The following is a 23,504-nucleotide window of genomic DNA, read 5'->3' as shown; positions in this document are numbered from 1 at the left end:
GCAACGATCGGCAGCCGCGTTATGCTAACAGGCAGATTAGCTGTGTAAGAATAGTCTTTATACGATACAATTAATGTACACATAGCTTTGTTAAGGGGTCTTTATTTTGAGGGCCAGAGTTATCCAATTGGCTGCTATAGGGCGATATTTTACGTTATTCAAGCTAGTAATAACGGGGCAGGTGAAACTAATTTAAAAGTAATTGTGAAATAAAATAGATAGAAGCTTTCAGACGAATCAGTTCGACTGAGAGCTTCTTCATTTATTAAGAGTTTATGTTTCGTTAATTAATGTACGTTTACATCAGCAGTCTTGATTATTTTGTCTTGGGAAGCATGTAGTTTTACCATCGCAAATCGTGCAATTGGTTGAATTACTAAGCTCTCAGCGATCAGTACAATTAAGAAATTTCTTGGCCAATTCGTCAAGAAGTGGCTAAAAATTTCAGAATGAAAACCGTTTCCTACAATATCACCAATAAGCGTCATACAGGCTGACATTCCTATTACAGTGAATAAGATGCGGAATAAAATTTTGGCATTAAAGCTATCCGTTGATTCTGTAAATTTTACAACCAATTTTTCTGCAATACGGCCAACAAGAACCGGTTCAAGAATCATAGCAATAATCCACATGATCGGTAACGTCTTAAGGATCGTTAAGGCAACGTCTGCATTAAATTCCCCAACCGCTAGAATGACATTTGATGACGTCATAAATAGAGCTGTCAGTGTAACAATAATTGCGCCGTACAATGCGCCCTCCTTCCCGTTTCTTGGCAATCTTGTTTCTTGATTCATTTTTTTCTTCCTTTCAAAAAAATATTTCTGACCTTAGCAATACGCTAAGTACAGCGACGATTATGCCAATAATCGATAACGTTACGGAGGAAATAACGTTTGGCATTCGTAAATTTCTACATTAAAACGCCTTAATTATATTCGGTAATAGTTTAGCGATCGTTTTTAAAGGATCTGTTGATTTTTGCGTTAAACAAAGCATCATCGCACCTTCAATCGAAGCTGTCATCAACAATGCAATAGCGGAAGCTGATTCATTTGAAAAGCCATCAGTTACAAGTTTTGCACAGTAAATATGTTGAATGTTTTCATAAAGCGCACTACATGCATTGCGGACAGGTTCACTCACTGTGGCCATTTCACTGACAATGCTGCTAAATGTATAGCCGATAATGGTACCTTCTGTCTCTAAGTTGTGAATTAACTTATCAAGTATTGATTGTGTGGCTTCCTTAGTTGATAAATGTCCCCTGAAAATATTCTCGATATCTGTCGTAATTGCTTCGTTTAATGCCTGTAAACAAGCAATTAATAGTTCTTCTTTGCCATTTGGAAAATGATGATAGAGCGCTCCTTTTGTAACTTTACAAGCTTTTAAGATTTCATTGAGTCCTACACTTTTGTAACCTTTTTGCTGAAAAAGAATTGTAGCAGTATCAATTATTAGCGATTTTGTATCCACATTAATGTATTCCTCCTAACATACCAACCAGTCTGTTTGATAGTATAACAAATTTTTTACCAATGATGTAAGTGTTTTTTTTCTCTTTAATTAAAATTAGTTCCAAATTTAAATTTCGCCCTCCTTATGATCCGTATCACAAGTAAGTACAGGATTCGCAACTACTTCTGCCCATTTTCGTTATTGTGTGTGAGCGATTTTTATCCGGAGTACAGAATCATTGGTTACTAGGATGACTGAACAGCAATAGTAAATTATCAATTTATGGAGTTGAATCATGCCATTTACACTTGCCCATCCAGCCTATGCATTCCCATTAAAATATATAAGTCCGAAGTATTATAGCTTAACAGGACTTGTGCTTGGAAGCATGGCGCCTGATTTTGAATATTTTTATCATTTAGAGCCATATCAAAGTATTGGTCATTCAATATGGGGCTTATGTATACAGGCAATACCAATATGTATTCTCCTGGCAGTTATCTTTCATTACATAGTTAAAGAATCGCTTGCCTTACATCTGCCATCACTATTTAACATGAATCAGAGGGCATATAATATATTAGGTGAATGGAAACTTAATAGTTTCAATGCTTGGATTATATTTTTAAGTTCTGTGATTGTGGGCTTTATATCACACGTTACAACAGATGCTTTTACACATGCTGGTGGTCTTTTTGTTGTTCATTTTTCTTCTCTAAGAGAAGTGATTATATTTAATCTCCCAAATTACAAAATGTTGCAATATGGTTTATCGTTCATTGGGTTATTCGCTATACTTGGAGTTGTTATATATTATTTAAATAGTAGTAACCCTAGGGCTGAGGGGATGCCCAAAATAACAAGGAGAAATAAGCTTTTATTTTGGATTTATATAATTACAACTTCAGTCGTTATAACTAGTGCTAAAATAGTTGTTTCGGATAGCCCTAATATCATTGGCATCTTAGTGGTTGCTCCTATATCTGGATTATGTTTAGGCTTGGTTTTATCATCATTGTTAATGAGGATGGCAAGATGATCATGATTAACGTTAATAGATTAACTAAGTAGATTGCCGCGGCAGTTGCTCCTCGTTTTCGGTGAAAAGATTGTTCAATTTTCCTGTTGTGGAACGTTAGTTGAAACAAACTAGGGAGCAGATCGCCGCGGCAGCTGCTCTTTTTATCATTAAGCTATTCCAGCTAATAGCTTGTCAATATTTAATTATTAATCAAAATAATAAAGGGTGCTATACTGAAAAAAGTGCATAACAAATAACCGTCCCATAGATATTGGGAAGGTTTTTCTCGATGTCTAAACTTTGCTTATTCAGTCTAGGCGGAAAGTTTCAAGACATTAATTTACTTTCGGAATCTGCTGCCGATCGGCAGTCTCGTTGATAAAATAATGATAATTGATTGGACGTAAAGTATCTGCCATAGTCCGGTCCCATTCCGTTTCTAAAATTTATTCAAATTTAGGATATATCAAATTTTATAGCGATTTACATCCTATCAATAAGATTGCATAATGATCTATTGTAAAGTATGCATATTTATATCATATACTACTAAAAGGAGAGTGAAACTTGTGCGCGAAACCTGTGTTCCGAGTGGCGTGAAACTAAAAGAAACTGGCTTTGGATACACGTTGTCCTTAATAGGCGGTAAATATAAAATGATCATTATGTATTGGCTGTCTGAAAATAAGGTTATGAGGTTTAATGAGCTGAAGCGATGTATCGGTAGCATTTCCTTTAAAACGCAAAGCATCATGTTAAAAGAGCTGGAGGCAGATGGACTTATCATACGCAAAGAGTTTCCCCAAATACCTCCAAAAGTTGAATATTCATTATCTGAACGTGGTCTTTCTCTAATTCCATTGTTAAATATGATGTGCGAGTGGGGAGAGAAAAACAGTTCGCCAGTTCTGGAGGCTGTACAGCGGTAGGAATAGCTATTTTGTTTAAATCAAAAGAGGTATCTCCTGAACAAGGAAATACTTCTTTTTTATAGTAGTCTTAATAAAACTACCTATTACAGGTTGTCAACAAAATTCAAATAATTTAGTGCACTTTTTTCCAATTCACTTGTAGACGAATCATTTTCTGTACCAGGCACATTTTCACCAGGCTCATTTTCCGTACCATAAAACGCAAAGAACGAACGATAATTTGCATTGCAGTATAGGAAGGTAGTTTCAAAAGGAGATAATAAATGATCAAGTGTATAGCGATATCTCCCTTCTTCACTATAATCTTCTTTTTTAATTCCGGCAGATACAGCTAAAGCAGCTTTGCGATTCTTTAATTTATCGCCTCCATTTGAACCATAGGCCCACCCAAAAGTCAAAACATCGTCAAGCCATTTTTTAAGGAGAGGCGGACAATTAAACCAATATATAGGGAACTGCAAAACAAGATTACCATGCGATTCAACCAATTTTTGTTCTTTTTCCACGTCTATGTTTCCATCAGGATAAGCCTTATGCAATTCGTGAACAGTATACTTTTCCGGATATTTTTTGAGTTCTTCTACCCACCGCTTATTAATGACAGATGTTCCTATGCTTGCGTGTGTTACGATAACAAGAGTTTTCAAAGATTTGTCCTCCTTAGTTCTTATTTATTTCCTTTTTTTGAGTATAAAGATTGCACTGCAAATATGTAAGTATGCACTTTTAGTACAGGTACTGTCATAAAGGTGAGTGTCACCCGAGCATATACACTAATCATTTATTTACTTAGCTAACGGGATACGAGAATTAACGAGCATGATTTCACGCATTCCATATTTGATAAGAAGAAATCTTTAATTGAATCATTGTCCCGCAGGTGAAGTAGATGATATTCGTTTTTTTTCAATATTTTGCTAAACATAAGAGACGATAGTTCCTGGAACGAGGGTTAAATTTGGTTTAACATTCGAGGGAGTACAGGCTGATAGAACTCTAGATGATTTGAACATAGTAGACCTTTTTATTGTGTGTGGAGACCCTGTAAGGGGGCGAACCCCAGGGTCAGTCCGCACCCAGGGAGCGAAGCGGACGAGTACAGCATGGGTCTCTACCGCTGCGGTTGTCCTCGTCGAGTAAGCTTCTGCGTAAGTGAGATCAAGGATATCCATATCCCCATAGGCACCACCATACATATAACCGCGTAACGCATGGGTTTCCAAGCGTTTTTTGTATTTTCAAGGGTTGAGGATCGGAATGACCAAGTATCTCTTTGACGACTTTTGGATTGATATTGCGGCTTAACATTAAGCGATCATAAGACAATCCATCCACGTAGCGGTCAGCTAACGCACACTTTTGCATTGGTTCAAGCACTGATTTTGGTAATGAGCTAGATTTGGACACAAAAAGTTTACAAGTCGGCGACGTGCATGATACAAGTAAGCCTTAAACTAAGTAGCGAAACGTATTGCCACTTTATGACAACAATCTACTGTTGGTTGAATCGGCTCATTCGAACGAAGTTGTATAGATGGGATTCCTTCACAGGAGAGGCAATACAGTTTGGTTGTACATTTTGCAGTGTTACGTGGAGGACGAATGGAGAAAACCAAAATTTTAATTATCGAGGATGAGGCAGCCATTGCGGATTTGCTCGAGTACGGGTTGAACAAGGAAGGATATTTGACCAAGAAGTCAAAAACGGGAGCCGAAGGCTGGAAAATACTTGAGACATTTAAGCCGGACTTGCTGTTGCTGGACTGGATGCTGCCCGACGAAAGCGGTCTGGACATTTGCAAAAAAGTGACGGCAGCTTATAACATGCCGATTGTCATGCTTACGGCGAAATCCGATATAACCGATAAAATACTAGGTCTGGAATTCGGAGCAGACGACTATATTACAAAACCTTTTGATCTACGGGAAGTTGTAGCCCGAATTCGCACGATTTTACGGCGAATCGCCCAAGCGAATCGGACGAGCATGGAATCCAAAGAGGAGCTTATTCGAATTAAGGATATTGCGATTTCTACAGCGGAGCGAATGGTCCAAAAAAACGATGAATGGATTGATTTGACGCCCAAAGAATATGACCTCCTGATGATGCTGTACCAGTACAGGGGCAGAATCTTCACCCGCACGGAACTGCTGGATACGGTATGGGGATACGATTATGTCGGGGATACGAGAACGGTCGATACGCATATTCAACGGTTGCGCAAAAAGCTGGGCTTCAGCGACTTGATCACTACCGTATTCAGCATCGGCTATAAATTCGAGAAGTAGGTGGGTTCATAGCATGTTTCGCACCATTGGAGCTAAGCTGTTCATCGGGTTCTTTTTGATTTTCCTAGTTTTCTTTTTGATCTTGAATCAGATGGTGGCAAAAAACATTGAATCCGGCAATCGTAAGATCATAACCGATAACTTGATTGGACTGAAGAACAACAGTAATGCTTATGTGCGGCAATCTTTCATGATCCACCATTTTGCCAACGACGAGCTTTATTTCGTCCAAATTGCTGAAGAAATGGCGAAAGACTTACAGCATGATATATCCTCTAGCATTGGAATGTATTCTTTAACCGGGGAGTTGCTGTATGCCTCTGATCAAAAGATTTTTTCTTCAAGCGGAGACGACTTGAATCAGGCGCTGCAAGGCAAGACGGCCTACAGCATTTCCTACGAAAATGGTACCGCATCCGTCCTCTTTTCCTACCCCGTCATAGTCGATGGAAGCAAGGTAGGGATTATCCGCTTCGCCAAGGACTTCACGCTGCTCTACGAGCAGAGTACCCAGATTCAGCGTACGATCTTTACGATTGCGATGGCGGTATTCGCAGCGGCTTTCCTGTTCTCCTATTTGCTATCCCGTCACCTCACCGTTCCGTTAGTGAAATTGACCAAAGCGTCCACGGAAGTCATGAATGGCAATCTTGACACTCGCATCACGTTCCGACGGAACGATGAGATCGGCAAGCTCGCCGCCAATTTTAGCAGGATGATTGAAAAGCTTCGGAATCAGTTCGCTAAAATCGAGAAGGATCGAGATCGGTTGGAGGAGTTGAATCTAGTACGCAAGCAATTTTTCGACAACGTGACCCACGAGTTGAAAACCCCGCTCACTACGATTATGGGCTATGCGACTATTATCCGAGAGAACGAAACGCAAGATCCTGTTTTATTCCATAAAGGAATGAACCATATTATAGATGAGAGTAAGCGGCTGCATGACCTGGTGTTGAAGCTGCTTGAAATGTCGAAGGAATCCTATGATCCAGACTCGTTTGCGCTTGTCGACTCGGGGCTTGTTTTGCGAGACGTTTGCGAGACGATGATGATCAAAGCTCAGCGCTATAAGAAGACAATTCTCTGTGAAGGCGTGGAAGCTTTATTCGTTCATGGGCATGCTGACAAACTGCGGCAGCTGTTTATTAATCTACTCGATAACGCGATCAAATACGGGTATGCTCATACGGACATTGTGGCAAGCGTTAGATTGGAGTCCGGCTATGTACGCTTTACATTTTCTAATCAAGGACCGACGATAAGCCCCGAGCATCTCAGCCGAATTGTTGAGCCATTTTATCGGGCTGATCCTGTTAGTCATGGAGCGGGCAGCGTAGGTTTAGGGCTTAGCATTATCAAAGGTATCGTCGAGGAGCATCAAGGCAGCATCCGCTTTACTAGCGAATTGGAGCAAACGAATGTATATATCGACATCCCCTATAGAACGGAGAGGGTGCTGGAATGAGCAAACGAGGGGCGGTGTTATTCGTTCTTCTCATGATTGTATCCGTTCTGCTGACGGGCTGTTTACGAGAAACACGGTCGGAAACGATAATAATTCCGGATTCGGGGGATGAGGTAGCGACAAGTGAGAAGAACGAACTGTTTGACGTCAAGACCATCTATCGCGTTTTGGACAAAAGCACGGAATCCGGGATGCCATTAGGGTGGATTGATCAAGATGCGCTGCTTAGCCTCTTTGGAGAGCATACCCGCTCACCTAGTCTGAATCGTGTCGACCATCCTTACGAATCTCACCTGAAATTGCGAAATGCGGATGTGCAGGAAAACCACATATCCTTATCGCCTAACGGTCAAACTGTTGCTACCACCGTAAAGAGGGACGACGGCACTTATGCCGTGAATCTGGTTTCACTTAACGATCAGCAGCAGACAAGTATAGGACGCTTATCGAATGAACAGATTCGATCCGTCAAATTCGGATGGTCCAATAATGGTCGGCACCTCATCTATATCGCCCGCAGTGGAGTAACCGGGGAAGTCCAGATCAGCGTGTACGATACGTCGGGGAAAACGATGAAAGGCTATACGTTCGCGGGATGGAAGCCGAAGGATACGATCTCCTCGGTCCATATTGCCGACGACGCTCAAAGTGTGGCGATTGTCAAAACGACGGATAAGCTTTCCTACGTCCAATTCGGCATATGGAACGGAAACGAATTTGCAAGCAAATATGAACATCTCGTTACACGCGACAGTGGGGTGGAATGGATTCATAACGATCAACTCACGTTCATCGGTCCGGAAGGTACCTTATATGCATATGACCGACGAAATGCCACGCTCTCCATCTTAATAGAGCAGATCGGCATGTTCCGCCTATCGCCGGATCGCAAATATATCGCGTACTCGCAGGATAAGGACACGCTCTATGTAGCTTCGCTGTATGGAAACAATGTGTTGAACAAAACTCAAATTTTTAAAGGGGTCGTGCCTTTACAGATGATTTGGAGTCCTGACAATGGAAGGCTGATGCTTAGCGGTTTGAAAGGTTACGAACAGGAGCCTCGTGTTGTTATAGCGCCTGGACCCATAGGCATTCAAAATTTGGTGATCGAGTTCAAATAAACTCGTGGAAAACGACACCTGCGCGTACAGGCGCAGGTGTCGTTTTCCGTACACATTAAATTTACAAGTTGGAGAAGTGATGGTGACATCCATGGACTATATTGATCTTGTAGGCACATAATCTTATGACATGGATGGTGGGAATCGAACATGAATAAACAACGATATTGGATCGGACTTAGCCTGAGCTTGGTTATGCTGGGGATGTCGGCTTGCAGTTCAAACACGAACAGCGGCAGAACGGATGGGACGACTGTTCCAAATACGGAGGAAGCGGGGAAGACAATATCTCAGCAAGAGACAGGGACGACTCCAGAGAGTTCCCCTAAAGGCGGGAAAAAGACAATCGTGTTTTCCACCTTTAATCTGGACAGTGGAGTGAAGGAAGCCAAGATCAAATATGAAGCTGCTCATCCGAATATTACCATTGATCTTCGACACGTTGAGACAGATGATGCACACGCGGAAGCTGAGCTCAAGAAATACGTAACGGCGACGAATACAGCGATGTTGTCAGGCAAAGGTCCTGACATGCTTACCTTGGATGTACTTCCGAGCGAGAAGTATGTGGGCCAGCATCTGCTTGCTGATCTTAGCGGGATGTTGAAAAAGAACCCCTCATTTATCAAGGGCGATTATTACAACAATATCCTGGAGAACAGCCACACCAATGGCGCCCTCTATGGCTTGCCGCTCGCGTTTTTTCTAAACGTTATGATCGGTGACGAAGGAGCCATTAAGCAAAGCGGCGTACAGATCGACGATAAAAACTGGACATGGGAAAAGTATGCCGAGACTCTAAAGCAATTGAGTCAAAAAGAACCGTTCAAATCGGGGCGAGGCGGAGTTGGAAATATGATTTTTTTACCGCCAAAAACAAAACAAGAACCGATGCAAGCGCTGCTGAGCAAAATGGTGAAAGAGAATTATACGCGTTTCGTGAATGAGGATCGCCGAACGGCAAACTTCGACTCTGCGGCATTTACCGATATAATGGCGCAGGTTAAAAGGTTGGTCGATGACGGTCTCGACTTAAGTAGCCTCAGTTCTATGTTTAGGACAGTTAATGTGAATTCGGCATCGGATTATCTCATTATGATAAAAGAATCCGGCAAGCAAGCGAGATTATACGCCAAGCCGCGCGCAGAGGGAACGAAAGCCGGAGGTTGCTTCTACCCATACCAAATTATCGGAATCAATGAGAAATCGACTGTGAAACAAGAGGCATTGGATTTTCTTCAGTTCCTGATGTCGGTGGAATTGCAGTCAACGGCTAAACGGGCGGGGTTTCCGATTAATAAAAAGGCATATGAGAAACAAGTGCAGCAGCTCTTGACTAAGGGAACGTTCAAAACCTATGAGGAAGGTCCGCTGAAAGGACAGGCGTTTCCAGTCGATCCTGCGCAGCTTCAGGTTTTGGAAGGTTACTTGACGGAAGCCATTCATCCTGTCGCGTTCCAGCCTTCCAAGATAGAAGAAGTCGTCTTCAAGGAGAGCCAAGCCTTTTTCAGCGGTCAGAAATCGTCGAAGGATGTAGCTAAGCTGATTCAGAATAAGGTTACGACTTATTTGAATGAATAAACTCCATTTGTCGGCTTGGCTTGGTAAGGACGGAATAGCAGCTTGGATTTTCTTGGCACCGAGCGCGGTCGGCTTTATTTTGTTTTATATGATCCCGTTTGGTGGGGGGATCGTTTACTCGTTTACAGACTCAACGCTCGGTGGATCTTTTGTCGGCATCGACAATTATACTGCGCTGCTAAGTAGCAAGTCGTTTCACAAAGCGGCTACGAATACCTTGATTTTCACCAGTGTGAGCGTCCCGCTGCTTATTATTTTGTCGATATCCCTTGCCCTCCTATTGAATCAGCGACTGCCTATGCGGAATTGGCTGCAGACGTCTTTTATTTTGCCGCTCGTCGTGCCAGTCGCTTCTATTATTATGGTTTGGCAAATCTTCTTCGATTGGAACGGTACCTTGAATGCTTGGATGCACAGCCGTCAGTGGGGACGGATAGATTGGTTGCAATCGGAAGGTTCAATGGGGGTACTGGTGTTCTTGTATATATGGAAAAACATCGGGTATAACATGATCTTGTTTTTGGCGGGACTTCAAGCGATTCCCATCTCATATTATGAGACGGCACGGATTGAAGGGGCGAGCAGGCTGCGCCAGTTGTTTCATATCACGCTAGTATATTTGACTCCTACGATGATTTTTGTCGTGCTGATCTCGATTATAAATTCGTTTAAAGTGTTTCGAGAAACGTACTTTCTTGCAGGCGATTATCCGTATGACCGCATCTATATGCTGCAGCACTATATGAACAATATGTTTTTTTCGCTGGATATTCAAAAGCTCACAGCTGCTGCCACGCTCATGGTCGGCTGCATCCTTATGCTAGTATCCATGTTGCTGGCTGTAGAGCGTCGGTTCCAGTCGTTTATGGAGTGAGAGGAGAGGAGGGGATGGAGCAAATGAAGCGTCATTTGCTTACGGTAGGATTGACCCTCCTATTAGGGATAGGAGCGCTGTTAACGCTAGTTCCAATTGTGCTGACTATAACGAATTCAATTATGACCGAACATGAGATAGGGCTGAATTATGATCTCCTCGGTAAGATGACGGATGAGGCAGCGGGTGAAAAGGATGTATTCGTGAATCTGAAGTGGATTCCCGATTGGGTATCCTTCGAACAATATGCAGAAGTGCTAGTGCGAAATCCGAAGTTTCTTCATATGTTTTGGAACTCGGTAGGCATGGTAGTTCCGATTATCGTTGGACAGATCGTTGTTGCGTCGCTAGCGGCCTATGCGTTTGCCAAACTTAGCTTTCGAGGGAGGGACAAATGGTTTTTGTTCTATCTTATGACGATGCTTATGCCTTTCCAAGTTACGCTGGTACCGAATTATATTATTCTCGATGAGCTGGGGCTCCTGAACACGAGGGCTGCGATCATCTTACCAGGTATCTTCGGTGCATTCGGTGTATTCATGCTGCGTCAATTTATGATCCATATTCCAAGCTCGTTAATGGAAGCAGCCAAAATAGACGGAGCTGGACACTTCACGATATTTAGCCGAATTATTTTGCCGCTCGTGAAACCTGGTTTAGCTGCATTAACGGTTCTGTTGTTCGTCGATTACTGGAATATGGTCGAACAGCCACTCATTTTTTTGCAGGATGTGACCAAACAGCCTTTATCGCTTTATTTGTCCCAGATCAGCAAGGAAGCTCAGGGTGTCATCTTCGCTGCGTCTGTGTTATTTATGAGTCCGATCGTTTTACTGTTTTTGCATGCGCAAACGCACTTTATAGAAGGGATTCAACTTTCCGGGATAAAGGGATAAAAAGCAGGAGGAATCAAATTGGAATTACAGACGAACGACGAAAGCATCGTAAGACGGAAACGCTGGCTTAGTCTAATGACCGGCTTACTGATCGCCTTCCTAGTGATCTGCACCTTACTCAGTAACACGCTATACGCTTTAACGCTGCCGAAAGTGACAACGCAAGTGGTCGGTCAGGGACCATTGGATCAAACATTCAAAGGCAGCAATGTCATCAAGCCAGTGGAAGTCAGAGATGTAACAGGACAGGCGGGTTGGAACGTTAAGAAGGTGCTGGTACGGGGAGGAGACGTTGTCCAACAAGGACAGTCGCTTGTACAATACAGCAACGACGAAGCTGAGCAACAACTTGTGTCGGAGCAGGCTGCGCTGAAAAAACTCCAGTTGTCGGTAGAGAAGCTGGAGTACGATTATATCCTATCGGAGCGGAACGAAGATAACGGGACTCTCCTTGCCGCCAAGGCTGCTTTGAAAAGTGCAAAGATCGATATCAGCTTGCAGCAGCAACACATACTCGACTTGCAGGCAAAGATTAGCTCGTACCAGGTCATGAAGGCTCCTTTCGATGGAATTGTTGCAGCGGTGAATGCCAAAGAAGGGGTATCCGCAGGCGTAGGTGTACCAGATATCCGACTTTCTAATGCGCAGAGTGGGTTTCAGCTTGAATTGCAAATCCCTTCAGAAATAGCCGAAAGTCTTACAGTTGACGAAGTAATGGACGTTCATCTTCCTAGGCAAAACAATCGCGTCATTGAGGGGAAAGCTGCAAGTCTGGTACAAGCCGATTCCGCAGCAGAGCTAGGGATTTCTCGGTTGACGGTCCTGTTGCAGGACCCATCGCTTGTAAGTGGAGAGAGGGCAGAGGTCATCATAACTAAAAAAGGAAAAGCCGACACATTGCTCATCTCAAGTGCCGCTATTCGGAAAGATCATACAGACACATATGTCTACACGCTCGAGGAAAGAAAAGGTCCGTTGGGCAACGCTTTCTACGCCAATCGCAGGACCGTTACCGTGGCTAGCTCCAATGAGCATGTCGCCGCTATCAGCGCAGGCTTGTTCAACCAGATGTCCGTGATCGTCGAGAGTAGTGAACGGCTATTGGAAGGGAGCCGAGTGCGAGTCTTAACCAAATAATCCGCCGTTGGAAAAATACAGCTGTCGGACCGTCACAACCGAATCAAGGCTTTCAACGTCGTCATTACTTCACTCGTAATCGCGACCGCTATAAGGCTGGGATTTTAGTCGAATGTAACCGCAATCGCCTTTTGTGTTAATTAATCAAGAACTGATTGCTACCCCACGATTCGTTGTTATTGGTCACAGTTTTCCTTTCTTGAGCGCCACAGCGCTCTCGAACGTAGAAAAATAAACTCTAAAAAGCCTTGTCCCACAAGGCTTTCTTCTGCTATCACCGAGGCGTTTTTCTTTTTTCAAAGACGAAATTAATCCATCTACAGGAATTCTAACGGAGAACAAAAGTTCAATGGACGTAATTATGAGGGGATTTCTTCCTTTAGTACGTCCATCTTATTTTTGATTATTTTTCCTTTTTACTACTAAATAAATTATAGATATTATTAGGGCAAGAACGACAATATAAACTATAGAATTTAAGAAAAAAACAGACCAGATTACTCTCATACTACTAATTTCCTTAAAATAATATTATTATTTCATAAGCCGCATGCTTTCAAGTACTTTTAAACATCTCCAGAAGCTCCTATTTAGCAGTTTACCATGCATGATGCATGATGCTCGAGCAAAAGTTTTTCCTCAATGTTGAGACCAGCAAAGCCTGAATGAAAGCGCTTAGAATTAGGTTTACATACAAAAAAACGTTTGCTATAATCATATTATCTTAATCATTAAAGTATATAGTGAAGTACGGGAGGCACATCCTTGAAAAGCTTGAAACCAATGTTGCTGACTGAGAAGAAGTTGGAGAGACGGATTACGGATTTGAGCAATACCGGAATTGGACCGGATGGTTGCACACATTGATGTGATTGGTGTAATTGATCAAGTCGATAACGGGGGCGTGAATGACTTAATATTGGAAAGCTTGCAATATTGGTCGTTTCAAGGGAAACTGATTGTCGTCAATAGCCGCAACAGAATTGGCTTATTTCACGGATTGATTGTAAAAACTAATGAAATCGAGGTCATGCGAAGTATAAATAAGAATTCCTCTCTCATACAAGAAAGTCAACACGAAATAGTTACAGCAGGGTTCAATTGTCGGATCAAGTGGGCAAACCCTGCTGTATTTTTTTAGGTGATAAAGGCGCAATGTGGATTGAAATTCAATTGTGTACATTTGTTCCGACAGAAGCTGTTGCGCCACCCATCGATATCACCGGAGCCGGAGATTTGTTCAATGCAGCTTTGATCTCGGTATTGGGAGTAGGCTGCAGCAGAACGATGGCTGTGGCATTCTCTCACTTAGCTGCTAATGTTTCCATTCGGAAGTTAGACGGCGCCGGTACAGCTTCTCCGGAACAAATACTAGGCGATTACGATGAATTGAATTAGGGGAGGCTTATTGTCTCTTTGTTGATGGTCCAATTTTGCCGCTTGGCGGAGAAAATCAGAAGTGATAGGTACTTTGATGGAATTGCTTTTTGTGGTGAGAAACATTGTTCCTTATTATTTCTAGGGGGAACTGAAATGAAAGCTGTTGTCAACTATCAATCCGGAGCGGGAGTGGTTAAAGTATGTGACGTCCCGGCACCTACCGAACTGAGGCCGAAAGACATATTGATTCAAGTGAAAGCTGCAGGTGTCTGCGGTAGCGATCTGCATATGTATCACGATATAAAAAGCTTGGCCAAAGTCTGGGTACTACAGATATCGTAAATTTAACACAAGTGGAAGCAGCAGACAGTGTGTCCAAGCTGGAAGATGGATTGGGAGCCGATATCGTGTATGAATGTGCGGGAAAAAGTAATGCTGTGGGTATGGCCTTCTCCATCGCTCGCAGGGGCGGGAAAGTCGTTCTACTTGGTGCAGCCTGCAAGGATGCGAAAAAGGTTGACAAAGCGCTCGATGTTTTGGATTCCGGGAAAGGGATCGGGAAAACGCTGATCGAGCTTACCTAATAATATTCGAAAAGATTGAATGTTAAAATTCGAAATGGGGAGACAAAACCGTGACAAAAACAATTCGTGTTGGAATTATAGGCAGCGGAAGCGTCGCTAGAGCGCATGCGGCCAATTACAAAGCACTTCCAGGAGTAGAGATTGTCGGGGTGGCGGATATTGTTCCCGGCAAAGCGAAGGAGTTTATCGAGGTTAGACAGTTGAACGGTGCTTCAGCGTTCGAAAATCACCTCGATCTACTGAACGAGGATATTGAAGCCGTCAGCGTATGTACGCCGCACGTCGCGCATCATCGTACAACAGTCGATGCACTTCTCGCAGGTAAACACGTGCTCGTTGAGAAACCGATGTGCTCCTCTTTGGAGCAAGCGGTGGAAATGGTTGAGGCTGGCAAAAAGTCCGGGAAAATATTAACGGTTGGCTTCCAACCGCGTTATGACCCTAACCATAAGGCAATGAAAGAGATCGTAGAATCGGGGCAGCTCGGTAAAGTGTATTATGTTCAGACTGGTGCCGGTCGCAGACGCGGTATGCCTGGCGGAACGTTTATAAGCAAAGAAATATCGGGTGCTGGAGCAATATTCGACATTGGCTGTTATTCCCTAGATATGGCACTGAACACGATTGGTTATCCGAAACCGATCACTGTTTCGGCCTATACGTCTAATTACTTCGGAACTAATCCGAAATATCACAATCAATCGGAAAAATTCGAAGTCGATGATTTCGGCGTTGCAATGATCCGTCTTGAAGGAGACATTCTTCTCAACTTCAAAATATCTTGGGCGATGCATGCCAATTCCTTTGGGCCGACTTTGTTCCTTGGTACGGAAGGCGGTTTGAAAGCGAATCCATCGGGGCAGACATGGGATAGTCCGGTTGCAAGCATGACTTTGTTCCACGACCTGCTAGGACACCAAACAGACACGTCGATTCCGGTTAAACAGCATAAAATTGATGTATTTCATGAAAAAATTCGCGATTTTGTAGAGGCAATCCGTGAAAAAAGGTCTGCTCCGATCCCGGGTGAACAAATTATGATCAACCAATCGATTCTTGACGGTATTCTCCGTTCTTCTAAACTAGGCAGGGAAGTTGAAGTTCATATCCCCAAATTTTAATGGCTATTGGATTCGAGTGTTCCACACCAAGACGGGATCCCCACGGGCTGAAACCGCTATTCAAATATGACAGAGAGGACTTGATGACCATATGAAATGGAAAATCGGTATGCGTATTCCCAGGATGATTGGGCAGCAAGGCTTTGAAAATACAGCGAAATGGGCGGCAGGAGTAGGGCTCGATGTACTGGATATCGGGGGAACCGAATTGGCTGCAAAGAAGGAAATATGCGATCGATACGGCCTGGAGATCGGTTCCGTAGACGCGAGCCTTGTCGGCCATTTGCTAAGCGCGGACGAGAGCAAGCGAGAAAACGCTCTCGAGTCCATCAAGAGACAAATGGATGACATGGCATCTATCGGGGCAAGCGTCATGTTTATGTGCCTCGTTCCAGAAGACCCTAAAATGCCGCGTCACGTAACATTTGCCATTTGGAAGGAAACCTTTCCTGAAGTCGTCCGGTATGCAGAACAGAAGGGAGTGTACATTGCCATCGAAGGATGGCCGGGCCCGAGTCCGGAACTTCCTACGATTGGTTGTACTCCGGAGATGTGGCGCGCCATGTTCGAAGCGATTCCTTCCAAGCATTTCGGACTGAACTACGACCCTTCTCATCTCGTTTGGCTTCGCATCGACTATTTGCGGGCTTTGTCGGAATTCGGGGAGCGGATAAATCACTGCCATGGCAAGGATACGGAAATTTTGTACGATGAGTTATACAATTCCGGTGTTATATCGCCGACCTTTGGTTCGAAGTATCACTATTGTGGCGGCTCCTGGAGGTATACCATTCCGGGCCACGGAACGGTGGAGTGGGATAAAGTAACGGTTCGACTCGATCGTTTCGGCTACAAAGGAGCGATTTGCATTGAACTTGAGGATCATCGGTTCCATGGTACCATCGAGAACGAACAGCAAGGCATTGTGAAAGCCTACGAACACTTGGCGAAATACTTTAAGTGATTTTTAAAAAAAGACTCCTAGGCTTTGACAAGGTGAGTGTTTTCACATGAAATTATCTTATTGATTAAGTAGAATGAGTGAAAGGAGGCCAGCTTGTGTACAAAATGGAGCAAACCTACGATTTGGAACGATTAATCCAACAAAACCTGCATATTCACACTACGTATTCGCCTTGTGCCAAACCTGAAATGCTTGCTCGCGATATCGTGAACATGGGAGTGAAGGACGACATTCGGGTTATCGCGTTCACCGACCATTATAATAGTGGAGATTTTCCGATACTGGACACGAATCGCAAATTAAAGAAACAAGCGGAGGAATGCGGTACGGATCTAAACGTTTTGTACGCCGCCGAGTTGTCTGCATACGGTGTCGGCAAATTTCTCGATACGCCTGACATTAATGAAGCTTTGGATTACCGCCTGTATGCCTACAATCATTATCACCTCGATTACTGGGAGCACCCCGAAGACAAGTCGCCGCGAGGGTATGTGCAGCATGCGCTGCAAGTACTGGAGTCGTTATTTGCTACGAGTCGGGCTGATTGCATCGCCCATCCTTTTATCGGCAGATTTATTCATTGTTTCGAAGACAAGACACTCGTTACGAAGGAAATCACTGATAGCGAACTGGGGTATATACTGGAAAAGGGGAAACGAAGCCAGGTTGCCTGGGAATTGAATGTGCCGGCTTTGTTCGCCGATCCGGAATTTTCGAAGCGATATTGGCGTATAGGCAAAGAGGTTGGCGTTGTGTTCCATTTGGGTACTGACGCCCATTCGATGGCCGCCGTCTCGACGTCCCAGCACTTGGAGCGATTGAAACAGTTATTGGAGTAGATAGGTTCCTAAAGCGAATCATACCTCCAGATACGCCGATCCAGGAGTGGATCATACTGCGTGGATGCGTGGAGCGGCTAACTCTAAATGAATAAGAAATTAACTTAATGAATAAGAATACATAGTGGCGACTGAGTAAGAACTATAGGCTGTAACGCGTATTTCGGACCGTTTGAATTGAAGACGTCCCGAAATGAATTGGATCGTAGCCAGCCAAAGGAGAATCTTTTCTATGTTAATGTATATCTGGCTTCACTCAGCTTAACGGGCGGGCGGAGATGCACATTGCAAGCTAAATTTCGAATATTGAGGAAGTGATAGTATGTTGAACGTTCATAAATTGAAACATAACCATCCATTCTCTGGAGTGTTTTCATTGCTTCTTACCCCTTTTCTGCAAGACGGAAGTATAGATTGGAACTGCTACGATAAATATGTAGATTGGCAGCTCTCCATGCAGCCAAACGGCCTATTTGCCGTTTGCGGCAGCAGCGAGATGGGGTTGCTGACCTTGGATGAACGGTTGTCCCTTGCGGAAATTGCTGTGAAGCGAGCTGGCAATATGCCGGTTGTCGCTACTGTCAACGTCAGCCCCGACACCGGCAGCCATGCTGAAGAACTGCTCCGTATGGAGGATACTGGTGTGTCAGGTGTGGTTTTCATTCCTCCAAAAGGAATGGGTGAAAATCAAGAACGGCTTGGTGCATATTTTGCTGATCTGGCCGACCGATCTTCGGTGCCCGTCGTTTTATACGAGTGTCCGTTAAATAAGCCGCATCTTATCGATCCGCATGTGTACAGCAGTCTTGTTGTTAATCATGGAATTGTAGGGATAAAAGACACGACTTGTACGATCGAAGGTATAGAGGCGAAAATAAAAGGTGCTCCAGATAGTATCGTCTACCAAGCAAATACGCAGCACATGTTGGATGCAATTCATCTCGGTGCAGGAGGCATTATGGCCATTACGGCAACAGCTGCGGCTGACGTCGTGATACAGTTATGGCGCGAAGCATTAAGCCAATCTGACGAGGCTGTCAAAACACACGAGAAGCTTGTAGCTTTAGATAGCGCGCTTGGCTTGTGCTATACAGCAACCGCGAAATATCTTGCAGCTTTACGTGGAATACCAATGAGTAATGTAACAAGGTCAAATAAAAGCCTGAGTGAAGAAGCGGCAGCTGCGATACGCGAATGGCACAGTTCAACCAGGGACCTATGAAGAAATCGTTAGGGAAACATCGTGATCCAGGTAGAGCTTGCTTCACATGTTTCTGAGATGGGCACGAATGAAGGGGCTTCGCTGATGGCGCAAAATGTCAAATTCACGGTCGTATTTATTGCGATTCTGCCTATCCTGGTCGTTTATCCATTTGCGTAGAAGTATTTAGTTCAAGGCACTATGCTGGGAGAGGTGAAAGGATATCTGCTCCACTATAAGAAAAGTAGGAAAGGTTCGTGAAGGAGTATGACCATACGGATGTATATAGTCAGGCATGCGCAGCCTGCGAATCAAGAGCAGGGCTATACAGGCGGGCCTAATTACCCGCTGGGCAAGCTTGGAATGGAGCAGGCAGCGTGTGTAGGAGAACAATTCGCCAATTGGCTGCCACTGGATGTTATCTATTCCAGCACCCTGCAAAGAGCACTTCAGACCGCAGAAGCGATCCATAAAAAGAGGAGCGTACCTTGGTATGTGTATCCGGCGTTGTCTGAAACCGATCGCAGAGGCTGGCCACTGATGCGTGAATTGGTAGGTGCAGGGAGCTATCAGGTCCATGCTGAAGAAGCGGCTGCCAACAAAGCCGCCCAAAGCGAGCATTACCCGTTATTATCTAAAGTAGGAGAGCTGTTCCCCGGTGTACAAAGAGGACGGGACTTCAATTGGCCGGATATTTGGCATCCTGCACTAGAAGCGGAAACGAGAGAGAAAACCTATGATCGCGCGAGACGTGTGATGGCGACTATCAGGAAAATTCATGAAGGCACAGATGTCACGATTGCTATTGTCTGCCATGCGGCGTTTGGCTCCGTTATGCTAAACGAACTCCTGGGATGCGATCCGTGCGACCATAACCGGTTCAGCTTCTCACATGCGGCCATTGCCAGGGTTGATATCGAGGATGACGATTCGGTAAGCCTCCGACTGTTGAATTATGTTGGGCATCTTCGGCCGGAAATGGTCACTGAAGGTCTGGAATTGTAGGTGTAAGACGGCTTCAGGAGCCATTGGGAGTAAGCCATTCGAATTATAAAAAAAAACGGGTCGAGCAAATACGATAATGGTAAGCATGAACATGTTTGTAAGCGTGTGCAAAACAATCGTCAAGTTATAACAAATAAATTACTGGAGGAATCAAAATGAGTAAGTATTTCAATTTATTTGGTAAAGTTGCTACGTTTGGATTAACCGTTGCTATGATGACATCATGTTCAAGCTCTGGAGGTACTACTGCTTCACCTGCACCTTCTGGATCATCTTCAACACCTGCAGGGCCTGCGCCAACAATCAATATAGGTTTCAAAGGGGTGTTTGCAGATGGAGACAGAACCAAAAACCCGGTATTAGACGAATTAATGAAAAAAACCAACACGGTTATTAAAGTTCAAGAGATGCCGGATGACGGTTATGTTCAAAAAATCACTTTGCAATTCAACAGCGGAACCGCGCCTGATGTCGTTCATTCCAGCACCGATACTACAACGATCGGGATGATCAACAATTTTGGAGCCAACGGTTTGTTGATGAAAATGACGGACCTGTTGCCTAAAATGCCGAATGTTCAAAAATTTTATGATAAAGAAATGCAAAGCAAGTTTGTAAATGCAGACGGCAGTTTATATATCTTACCTACACCAAGAGATGTTGGTTATGGCGCTGTATTTATCAGACAAGACTGGTTGGATAATTTGGGTTTAAAAATTCCAAAGACATTTGATGAATATAAGGAAGTTTTAAAGCAATTTGCCACAAAAGATCCTGATAAAAATGGCAAAGATGGCGATACTTACGGCGCTGTATTTGATAAATCAGGCAGTTTGGAACCGGCATTAGCACCTTTCGGCGTTCCTACCGCAGATTGGATGAAAACGGCTGACAACAAATTAGTTTGGTCGCAGATCACTCCCGAATATAAGAAAGCTATCGGGTTTGCAAGAGAACTGGTTACAGCCAAAATAGTTGATCCTGAATTTGTAACCTATCAACCCAACAATGGTAAATCTCAACTTATAAGAAACAGCAAAGTTGGGGTGTATCAAGGGGTTTCCTCTGGTGCTGCTGCAGACTTAGCTATTATCCAGGAAAAGGCACCTAATGCTAAAGTCGTTGTTTTAGAGGTTCCACCAGCACCTGGAGTTGCAAAGAGTGTATCAGCTTATGGCAATATTATTAAAAAAAATAGCGAGGGTTTGCCTGTTGGTTTCTCTAGCATATGGGCCGTGAATTCAAAAGTAAAAGCTGATGTATTAGACGGTGCTGCAAGAATTTTTAACTTTACATCTGGCGACAATTTAATGACCGTTGGGGTTGAAGGTAAAGATCACACCAAATCAGGTAATGAGTATAAATTAACTAAAGACTTAAAAGGGTTAAGACAAGATGGGGCTTGGGATGTTTACACCATCGGTAATATGGAGCAGCAAAGAGTGTTCTGGAAAGACCTGTGGCCAGCAGAAACAGCTGCTAACATGGCTAATACAGGATTATCCACTCAACCAAGAGTCATCTATTTCTCAACTCCTACAACGGATGCACAATTAACACAAATTACATCTAAAGCAACTGAAATATTTACACAAATTATTTCAGGTAAAGTGGAATTAGAAGCAGGTTGGGCTGAATGGGAAAAACAATTTAAATTGTTAAAAGGCGATGTCATGTCTCAAGAAATAAACGAAAGATATGCTAAAAATGCTAAATAAAGCAAGCGAGTTATTTTAGATATTACAAGTGCAAGGATAAGGAATTTCTTGTCCTTGCACTTATTGATTCATAGATATAGAACTCCGTTTAGTAAAGAGGAGATGCCAAAATGTTTGTTCAAAATATCAAGAAACACTTTTCACTATATATGCTTTTATTGCCCGGGCTTGCCTTTTATATCATTTTTAAATACGTGCCTATTGTTGGTTACTTAATGGCTTTCCAAGATTTCAAAATAGGAAAAGGTCTATTCGGGAGTCCGTGGGTTGGCTTAGATAACTTTCGTTTTATGTTTCAAGATAATAACTTTGTAAACGCTTTAAGTAACACTCTCATAATCAGTGTATATAAACTTATTTTTGGAACTGTCGGACCCATTATCTTAGCATTATTATTAAATGAAGTAATAGGTACTAAATTTAAAAAGGTAATCCAAACCATATCTTACTTGCCTCACTTTATATCATGGGTCATCATTGCCGGTATATTGACAGGGATCCTTTCTTCTAAAGGTATAATAAATTATGTTTTAGTTGAGATGCTTCATCAAGATAAAATTATATTTTTGGCAGACCCAAAATATTTTAGAAGCATTATGGTAATTACCGAAGTATGGAAAAACCTGGGCTGGGGTACCATTATTTATTTGGCTGCCATATCTGGAATAGATACAGAAATGTATGAAGCGGCAATTGTTGATGGGTGTTCCAGATTTAAACAAGCCCTGTATATAACACTTCCTTGTATGATACCAACGATTATTGTACTGTTGATTTTGCATTTAGGAGGTATTCTTAACGCAGGGTTTGAGCAAATTTACTTGTTCTATACCCCACCTGTATATCCTGTTGCGGATATTCTGGATACACTCGCTTTACGTATTGGTATCCAAAATAACTTTAACTACGGTGTTGCAACGGCTATAACCATATTTAAATCAGTTGTAGGTTTACTCTTGATTATTGCAGTAAACAAAATAGTCAAATATGTGGATAAAGAACATGGCATATGGTAGGAGGCTAAGATGACAAGACGTACAACAGGTGAGAAAATATTCGGTTACGTTAATGGGTTACTACTAATAATTTTCAGTATATCAATTTTATATCCATTTATTAATATTATTGCCATATCTTTTAGTTCTACGGCTGCTGCTAACACAGGATCAATAACTATTTTTCCTATAGGTTTTAATATAGCAGCATATAAATATCTGGCTAATTACAGTCAACTTTTGACGGGTTTTAATGTAACTATGTTTGTGACGATTGTAGGTACAGCTTTAAATTTGATTTTTACAGTAGTTACGGCGTATCCGTTATCAAGAAAATATTTACCTTACAGAAAACCTGTTAAATTTTTCTTATTACTTACCATGCTTTTTCCACCAGGTATTGTGCAGCTGTATATTCTTTATATTAATTTAAACTTAATAGATTCGATATGGGTTTTAATTATACCGGGACTTATTAATACATTTAACGTCATTGTTATGATTAGCTTCTTCGAAACTATTCCACAAGATATTATTGATGCTTCCAGAATTGATGGGTTATCAGAGATACAAATGATTATCAGAATTATATTCCCGCTATCAATGGCAGCTATAAGCACAATTGGCTTGTTCTATGCTGTAGATCACTGGAATGCTTGGTTTAATGGATCTATTTTTATAAACACCAAAGATAAATGGCCATTACAGCTAGTGTTGAAAAATATTTTAAGTACAACGATAGCCGCCGACACTAATGTTGATACGGGTACAATTCCACCAGCCTATCAAATTCAAATGGCCATGGTGTTTATTACAACATTACCTATTTTGCTTGTATATCCATTTATCCAAAAATACTTTGTAAAAGGCGTTATGATTGGTGGTATAAAAGGCTAATCTCCATAGTCTAT

25 protein-coding genes and 1 pseudogene are annotated in these 23,504 nt (G+C 42.7%); 23 read left to right on the top strand and 3 right to left on the bottom strand.

The annotated features are described in order from the left end of the window. Positions 1-287: 287 nt before the first annotated feature. Together GC093_RS01555 and GC093_RS01550 are read right to left on the bottom strand one after the other, a co-directional pair. Positions 288-800, bottom strand: a complete 513-nt coding sequence (locus GC093_RS01555; protein WP_171650096.1) for a DUF2798 domain-containing protein — start codon at positions 798-800, stop codon at positions 288-290. A gap of 121 nt (positions 801-921) precedes the next feature. Continuing rightward, the gene (locus GC093_RS01550) at positions 922-1,482 is read right to left on the bottom strand and encodes a TetR/AcrR family transcriptional regulator (RefSeq protein WP_171650095.1); all 561 of its coding nucleotides are present in this window, start codon (positions 1,480-1,482) and stop codon (positions 922-924) included. A gap of 277 nt (positions 1,483-1,759) precedes the next feature. On the opposite strand from GC093_RS01550, the gene GC093_RS01545 reads away from it, so the two are divergent. Together GC093_RS01545 and GC093_RS01540 are read left to right on the top strand one after the other, a co-directional pair. Then, positions 1,760-2,503 carry a DUF4184 family protein gene (locus GC093_RS01545; RefSeq protein ID WP_171650094.1) on the top strand — a complete coding sequence of 248 codons (744 nt, stop codon included), beginning with the start codon at positions 1,760-1,762 and terminating at the stop codon, positions 2,501-2,503. Between the two features lie 551 nt (positions 2,504-3,054). Continuing rightward, positions 3,055-3,414 (top strand): winged helix-turn-helix transcriptional regulator, encoded by a 360-nt coding sequence (locus tag GC093_RS01540; protein ID WP_171650093.1) that lies wholly within the window; start codon positions 3,055-3,057, stop codon positions 3,412-3,414. Positions 3,415-3,500: 86 nt separating this feature from the next. Here GC093_RS01540 and GC093_RS01535 read toward each other — a convergent pair whose 3' ends face one another. Then, positions 3,501-4,064: an NAD(P)H-dependent oxidoreductase gene (locus GC093_RS01535; protein ID WP_171650092.1), complete on the bottom strand. Its 564-nt coding sequence runs from the start codon at positions 4,062-4,064 to the stop codon at positions 3,501-3,503. A 955-nt stretch (positions 4,065-5,019) separates the two neighbouring features. Here GC093_RS01535 and GC093_RS01530 point away from each other — a divergent pair. The 21 genes and pseudogenes from GC093_RS01530 to GC093_RS01435 all read left to right on the top strand — a co-directional run bounded on the left by GC093_RS01530 (position 5,020) and on the right by GC093_RS01435 (position 23,490). Continuing rightward, positions 5,020-5,706 (top strand): response regulator, encoded by a 687-nt coding sequence (locus tag GC093_RS01530; RefSeq protein WP_171650091.1) that lies wholly within the window; start codon positions 5,020-5,022, stop codon positions 5,704-5,706. A gap of 13 nt (positions 5,707-5,719) precedes the next feature. Beyond that, a complete protein-coding gene (locus tag GC093_RS01525) occupies positions 5,720-7,174 on the top strand; it encodes a sensor histidine kinase (RefSeq protein ID WP_171650090.1) in 1,455 nt (484 codons plus the stop codon). Further along, on the top strand, positions 7,171-8,298 hold the full coding sequence (locus tag GC093_RS01520; RefSeq protein WP_171650089.1) for a TolB-like translocation protein: 1,128 nt from the start codon (positions 7,171-7,173) through the stop codon (positions 8,296-8,298). Before GC093_RS01525 ends, GC093_RS01520 begins: the two co-directional genes overlap by 4 nt. Before the next feature lie 150 nt (positions 8,299-8,448). Then, positions 8,449-9,879, top strand: coding sequence for an ABC transporter substrate-binding protein (locus GC093_RS01515; protein ID WP_171650088.1), 1,431 nt, complete (start codon positions 8,449-8,451; stop codon positions 9,877-9,879). Continuing rightward, positions 9,872-10,753 carry a carbohydrate ABC transporter permease gene (locus GC093_RS01510; RefSeq protein WP_171650087.1) on the top strand — a complete coding sequence of 294 codons (882 nt, stop codon included), beginning with the start codon at positions 9,872-9,874 and terminating at the stop codon, positions 10,751-10,753. Before GC093_RS01515 ends, GC093_RS01510 begins: the two co-directional genes overlap by 8 nt. Positions 10,754-10,776: 23 nt before the next feature. Further along, a complete protein-coding gene (locus GC093_RS01505; RefSeq protein ID WP_376768613.1) occupies positions 10,777-11,649 on the top strand; it encodes a carbohydrate ABC transporter permease in 873 nt (290 codons plus the stop codon). An 18-nt stretch (positions 11,650-11,667) separates the two neighbouring features. Further along, positions 11,668-12,786, top strand: a complete 1,119-nt coding sequence (locus GC093_RS01500; protein ID WP_171650085.1) for an efflux RND transporter periplasmic adaptor subunit — start codon at positions 11,668-11,670, stop codon at positions 12,784-12,786. Between the two features lie 5 nt (positions 12,787-12,791). Further along, positions 12,792-12,926 (top strand): annotated as a pseudogene (locus GC093_RS37030) (ISL3 family transposase); the annotation flags it as partial. Between the two features lie 710 nt (positions 12,927-13,636). Beyond that, positions 13,637-13,927 (top strand): hypothetical protein, encoded by a 291-nt coding sequence (locus tag GC093_RS01495; RefSeq protein WP_216624449.1) that lies wholly within the window; start codon positions 13,637-13,639, stop codon positions 13,925-13,927. 14 nt (positions 13,928-13,941) lie between these two features. After that, a complete protein-coding gene (locus GC093_RS01490) occupies positions 13,942-14,184 on the top strand; it encodes a PfkB family carbohydrate kinase (protein ID WP_171650083.1) in 243 nt (80 codons plus the stop codon). A gap of 135 nt (positions 14,185-14,319) precedes the next feature. Further along, positions 14,320-14,508, top strand: a complete 189-nt coding sequence (locus GC093_RS01485) for an alcohol dehydrogenase catalytic domain-containing protein (RefSeq protein WP_171650082.1) — start codon at positions 14,320-14,322, stop codon at positions 14,506-14,508. An 11-nt stretch (positions 14,509-14,519) separates the two neighbouring features. Beyond that, complete coding sequence (locus GC093_RS01480) at positions 14,520-14,750, top strand: zinc-binding dehydrogenase (RefSeq protein ID WP_312886446.1); 231 nt, start codon at positions 14,520-14,522, stop codon at positions 14,748-14,750. Between the two features lie 50 nt (positions 14,751-14,800). Beyond that, entirely contained in the window at positions 14,801-15,871 is a 1,071-nt protein-coding gene (locus tag GC093_RS01475) for a Gfo/Idh/MocA family protein (protein WP_171650081.1), read from the top strand. A 91-nt stretch (positions 15,872-15,962) separates the two neighbouring features. Then, positions 15,963-16,835, top strand: a complete 873-nt coding sequence (locus tag GC093_RS01470; RefSeq protein WP_171650080.1) for a sugar phosphate isomerase/epimerase family protein — start codon at positions 15,963-15,965, stop codon at positions 16,833-16,835. Positions 16,836-16,930: 95 nt separating this feature from the next. Next, positions 16,931-17,674, top strand: coding sequence for a hypothetical protein (locus GC093_RS01465; RefSeq protein WP_171650079.1), 744 nt, complete (start codon positions 16,931-16,933; stop codon positions 17,672-17,674). 340 nt (positions 17,675-18,014) lie between these two features. Next, positions 18,015-18,896 (top strand): dihydrodipicolinate synthase family protein, encoded by an 882-nt coding sequence (locus tag GC093_RS01460; RefSeq protein WP_171650078.1) that lies wholly within the window; start codon positions 18,015-18,017, stop codon positions 18,894-18,896. A 21-nt stretch (positions 18,897-18,917) separates the two neighbouring features. Beyond that, on the top strand, positions 18,918-19,055 hold the full coding sequence (locus GC093_RS01455) for a hypothetical protein (RefSeq protein WP_171650077.1): 138 nt from the start codon (positions 18,918-18,920) through the stop codon (positions 19,053-19,055). A 99-nt stretch (positions 19,056-19,154) separates the two neighbouring features. Next, positions 19,155-19,880, top strand: a complete 726-nt coding sequence (locus GC093_RS01450; protein WP_171650076.1) for a histidine phosphatase family protein — start codon at positions 19,155-19,157, stop codon at positions 19,878-19,880. Between the two features lie 155 nt (positions 19,881-20,035). After that, on the top strand, positions 20,036-21,598 hold the full coding sequence (locus GC093_RS01445) for an extracellular solute-binding protein (RefSeq protein ID WP_171650075.1): 1,563 nt from the start codon (positions 20,036-20,038) through the stop codon (positions 21,596-21,598). A gap of 110 nt (positions 21,599-21,708) precedes the next feature. Next, a complete protein-coding gene (locus GC093_RS01440; protein ID WP_171650074.1) occupies positions 21,709-22,614 on the top strand; it encodes an ABC transporter permease in 906 nt (301 codons plus the stop codon). A 9-nt stretch (positions 22,615-22,623) separates the two neighbouring features. Continuing rightward, entirely contained in the window at positions 22,624-23,490 is an 867-nt protein-coding gene (locus GC093_RS01435) for a carbohydrate ABC transporter permease (RefSeq protein WP_171650073.1), read from the top strand. Positions 23,491-23,504: the final 14 nt, after the last annotated feature.

It is taken from the genome of Paenibacillus foliorum (assembly GCF_013141765.1).
GTDB classification, from domain to species: domain Bacteria; phylum Bacillota; class Bacilli; order Paenibacillales; family NBRC-103111; genus Paenibacillus_S; species Paenibacillus_S foliorum.
Note: the sequence above shows the minus strand (reverse complement) of the source record. Positions and strands in the feature narration are given on the sequence as shown.

Coding starts and splice junctions, on each gene's coding strand:
- GC093_RS01470 (WP_171650080.1), top strand. CDS start 15,963: ATGAAATGGAAAATCGGTATGCGTATTCCCAGGATGATTGGGCAGCAA.
- GC093_RS01515 (WP_171650088.1), top strand. CDS start 8,449: ATGAATAAACAACGATATTGGATCGGACTTAGCCTGAGCTTGGTTATG.
- GC093_RS01505 (WP_376768613.1), top strand. CDS start 10,777: ATGAAGCGTCATTTGCTTACGGTAGGATTGACCCTCCTATTAGGGATA.
- GC093_RS01530 (WP_171650091.1), top strand. CDS start 5,020: ATGGAGAAAACCAAAATTTTAATTATCGAGGATGAGGCAGCCATTGCG.
- GC093_RS01435 (WP_171650073.1), top strand. CDS start 22,624: ATGACAAGACGTACAACAGGTGAGAAAATATTCGGTTACGTTAATGGG.
- GC093_RS01440 (WP_171650074.1), top strand. CDS start 21,709: ATGTTTGTTCAAAATATCAAGAAACACTTTTCACTATATATGCTTTTA.
- GC093_RS01525 (WP_171650090.1), top strand. CDS start 5,720: ATGTTTCGCACCATTGGAGCTAAGCTGTTCATCGGGTTCTTTTTGATT.
- GC093_RS01490 (WP_171650083.1), top strand. CDS start 13,942: ATGTGGATTGAAATTCAATTGTGTACATTTGTTCCGACAGAAGCTGTT.
- GC093_RS01485 (WP_171650082.1), top strand. CDS start 14,320: ATGAAAGCTGTTGTCAACTATCAATCCGGAGCGGGAGTGGTTAAAGTA.
- GC093_RS01445 (WP_171650075.1), top strand. CDS start 20,036: ATGAGTAAGTATTTCAATTTATTTGGTAAAGTTGCTACGTTTGGATTA.
- GC093_RS01450 (WP_171650076.1), top strand. CDS start 19,155: ATGTATATAGTCAGGCATGCGCAGCCTGCGAATCAAGAGCAGGGCTAT.
- GC093_RS01555 (WP_171650096.1), bottom strand. CDS start 800: ATGAATCAAGAAACAAGATTGCCAAGAAACGGGAAGGAGGGCGCATTG.
- GC093_RS01495 (WP_216624449.1), top strand. CDS start 13,637: ATGGTTGCACACATTGATGTGATTGGTGTAATTGATCAAGTCGATAAC.
- GC093_RS01510 (WP_171650087.1), top strand. CDS start 9,872: ATGAATAAACTCCATTTGTCGGCTTGGCTTGGTAAGGACGGAATAGCA.
- GC093_RS01520 (WP_171650089.1), top strand. CDS start 7,171: ATGAGCAAACGAGGGGCGGTGTTATTCGTTCTTCTCATGATTGTATCC.
- GC093_RS01545 (WP_171650094.1), top strand. CDS start 1,760: ATGCCATTTACACTTGCCCATCCAGCCTATGCATTCCCATTAAAATAT.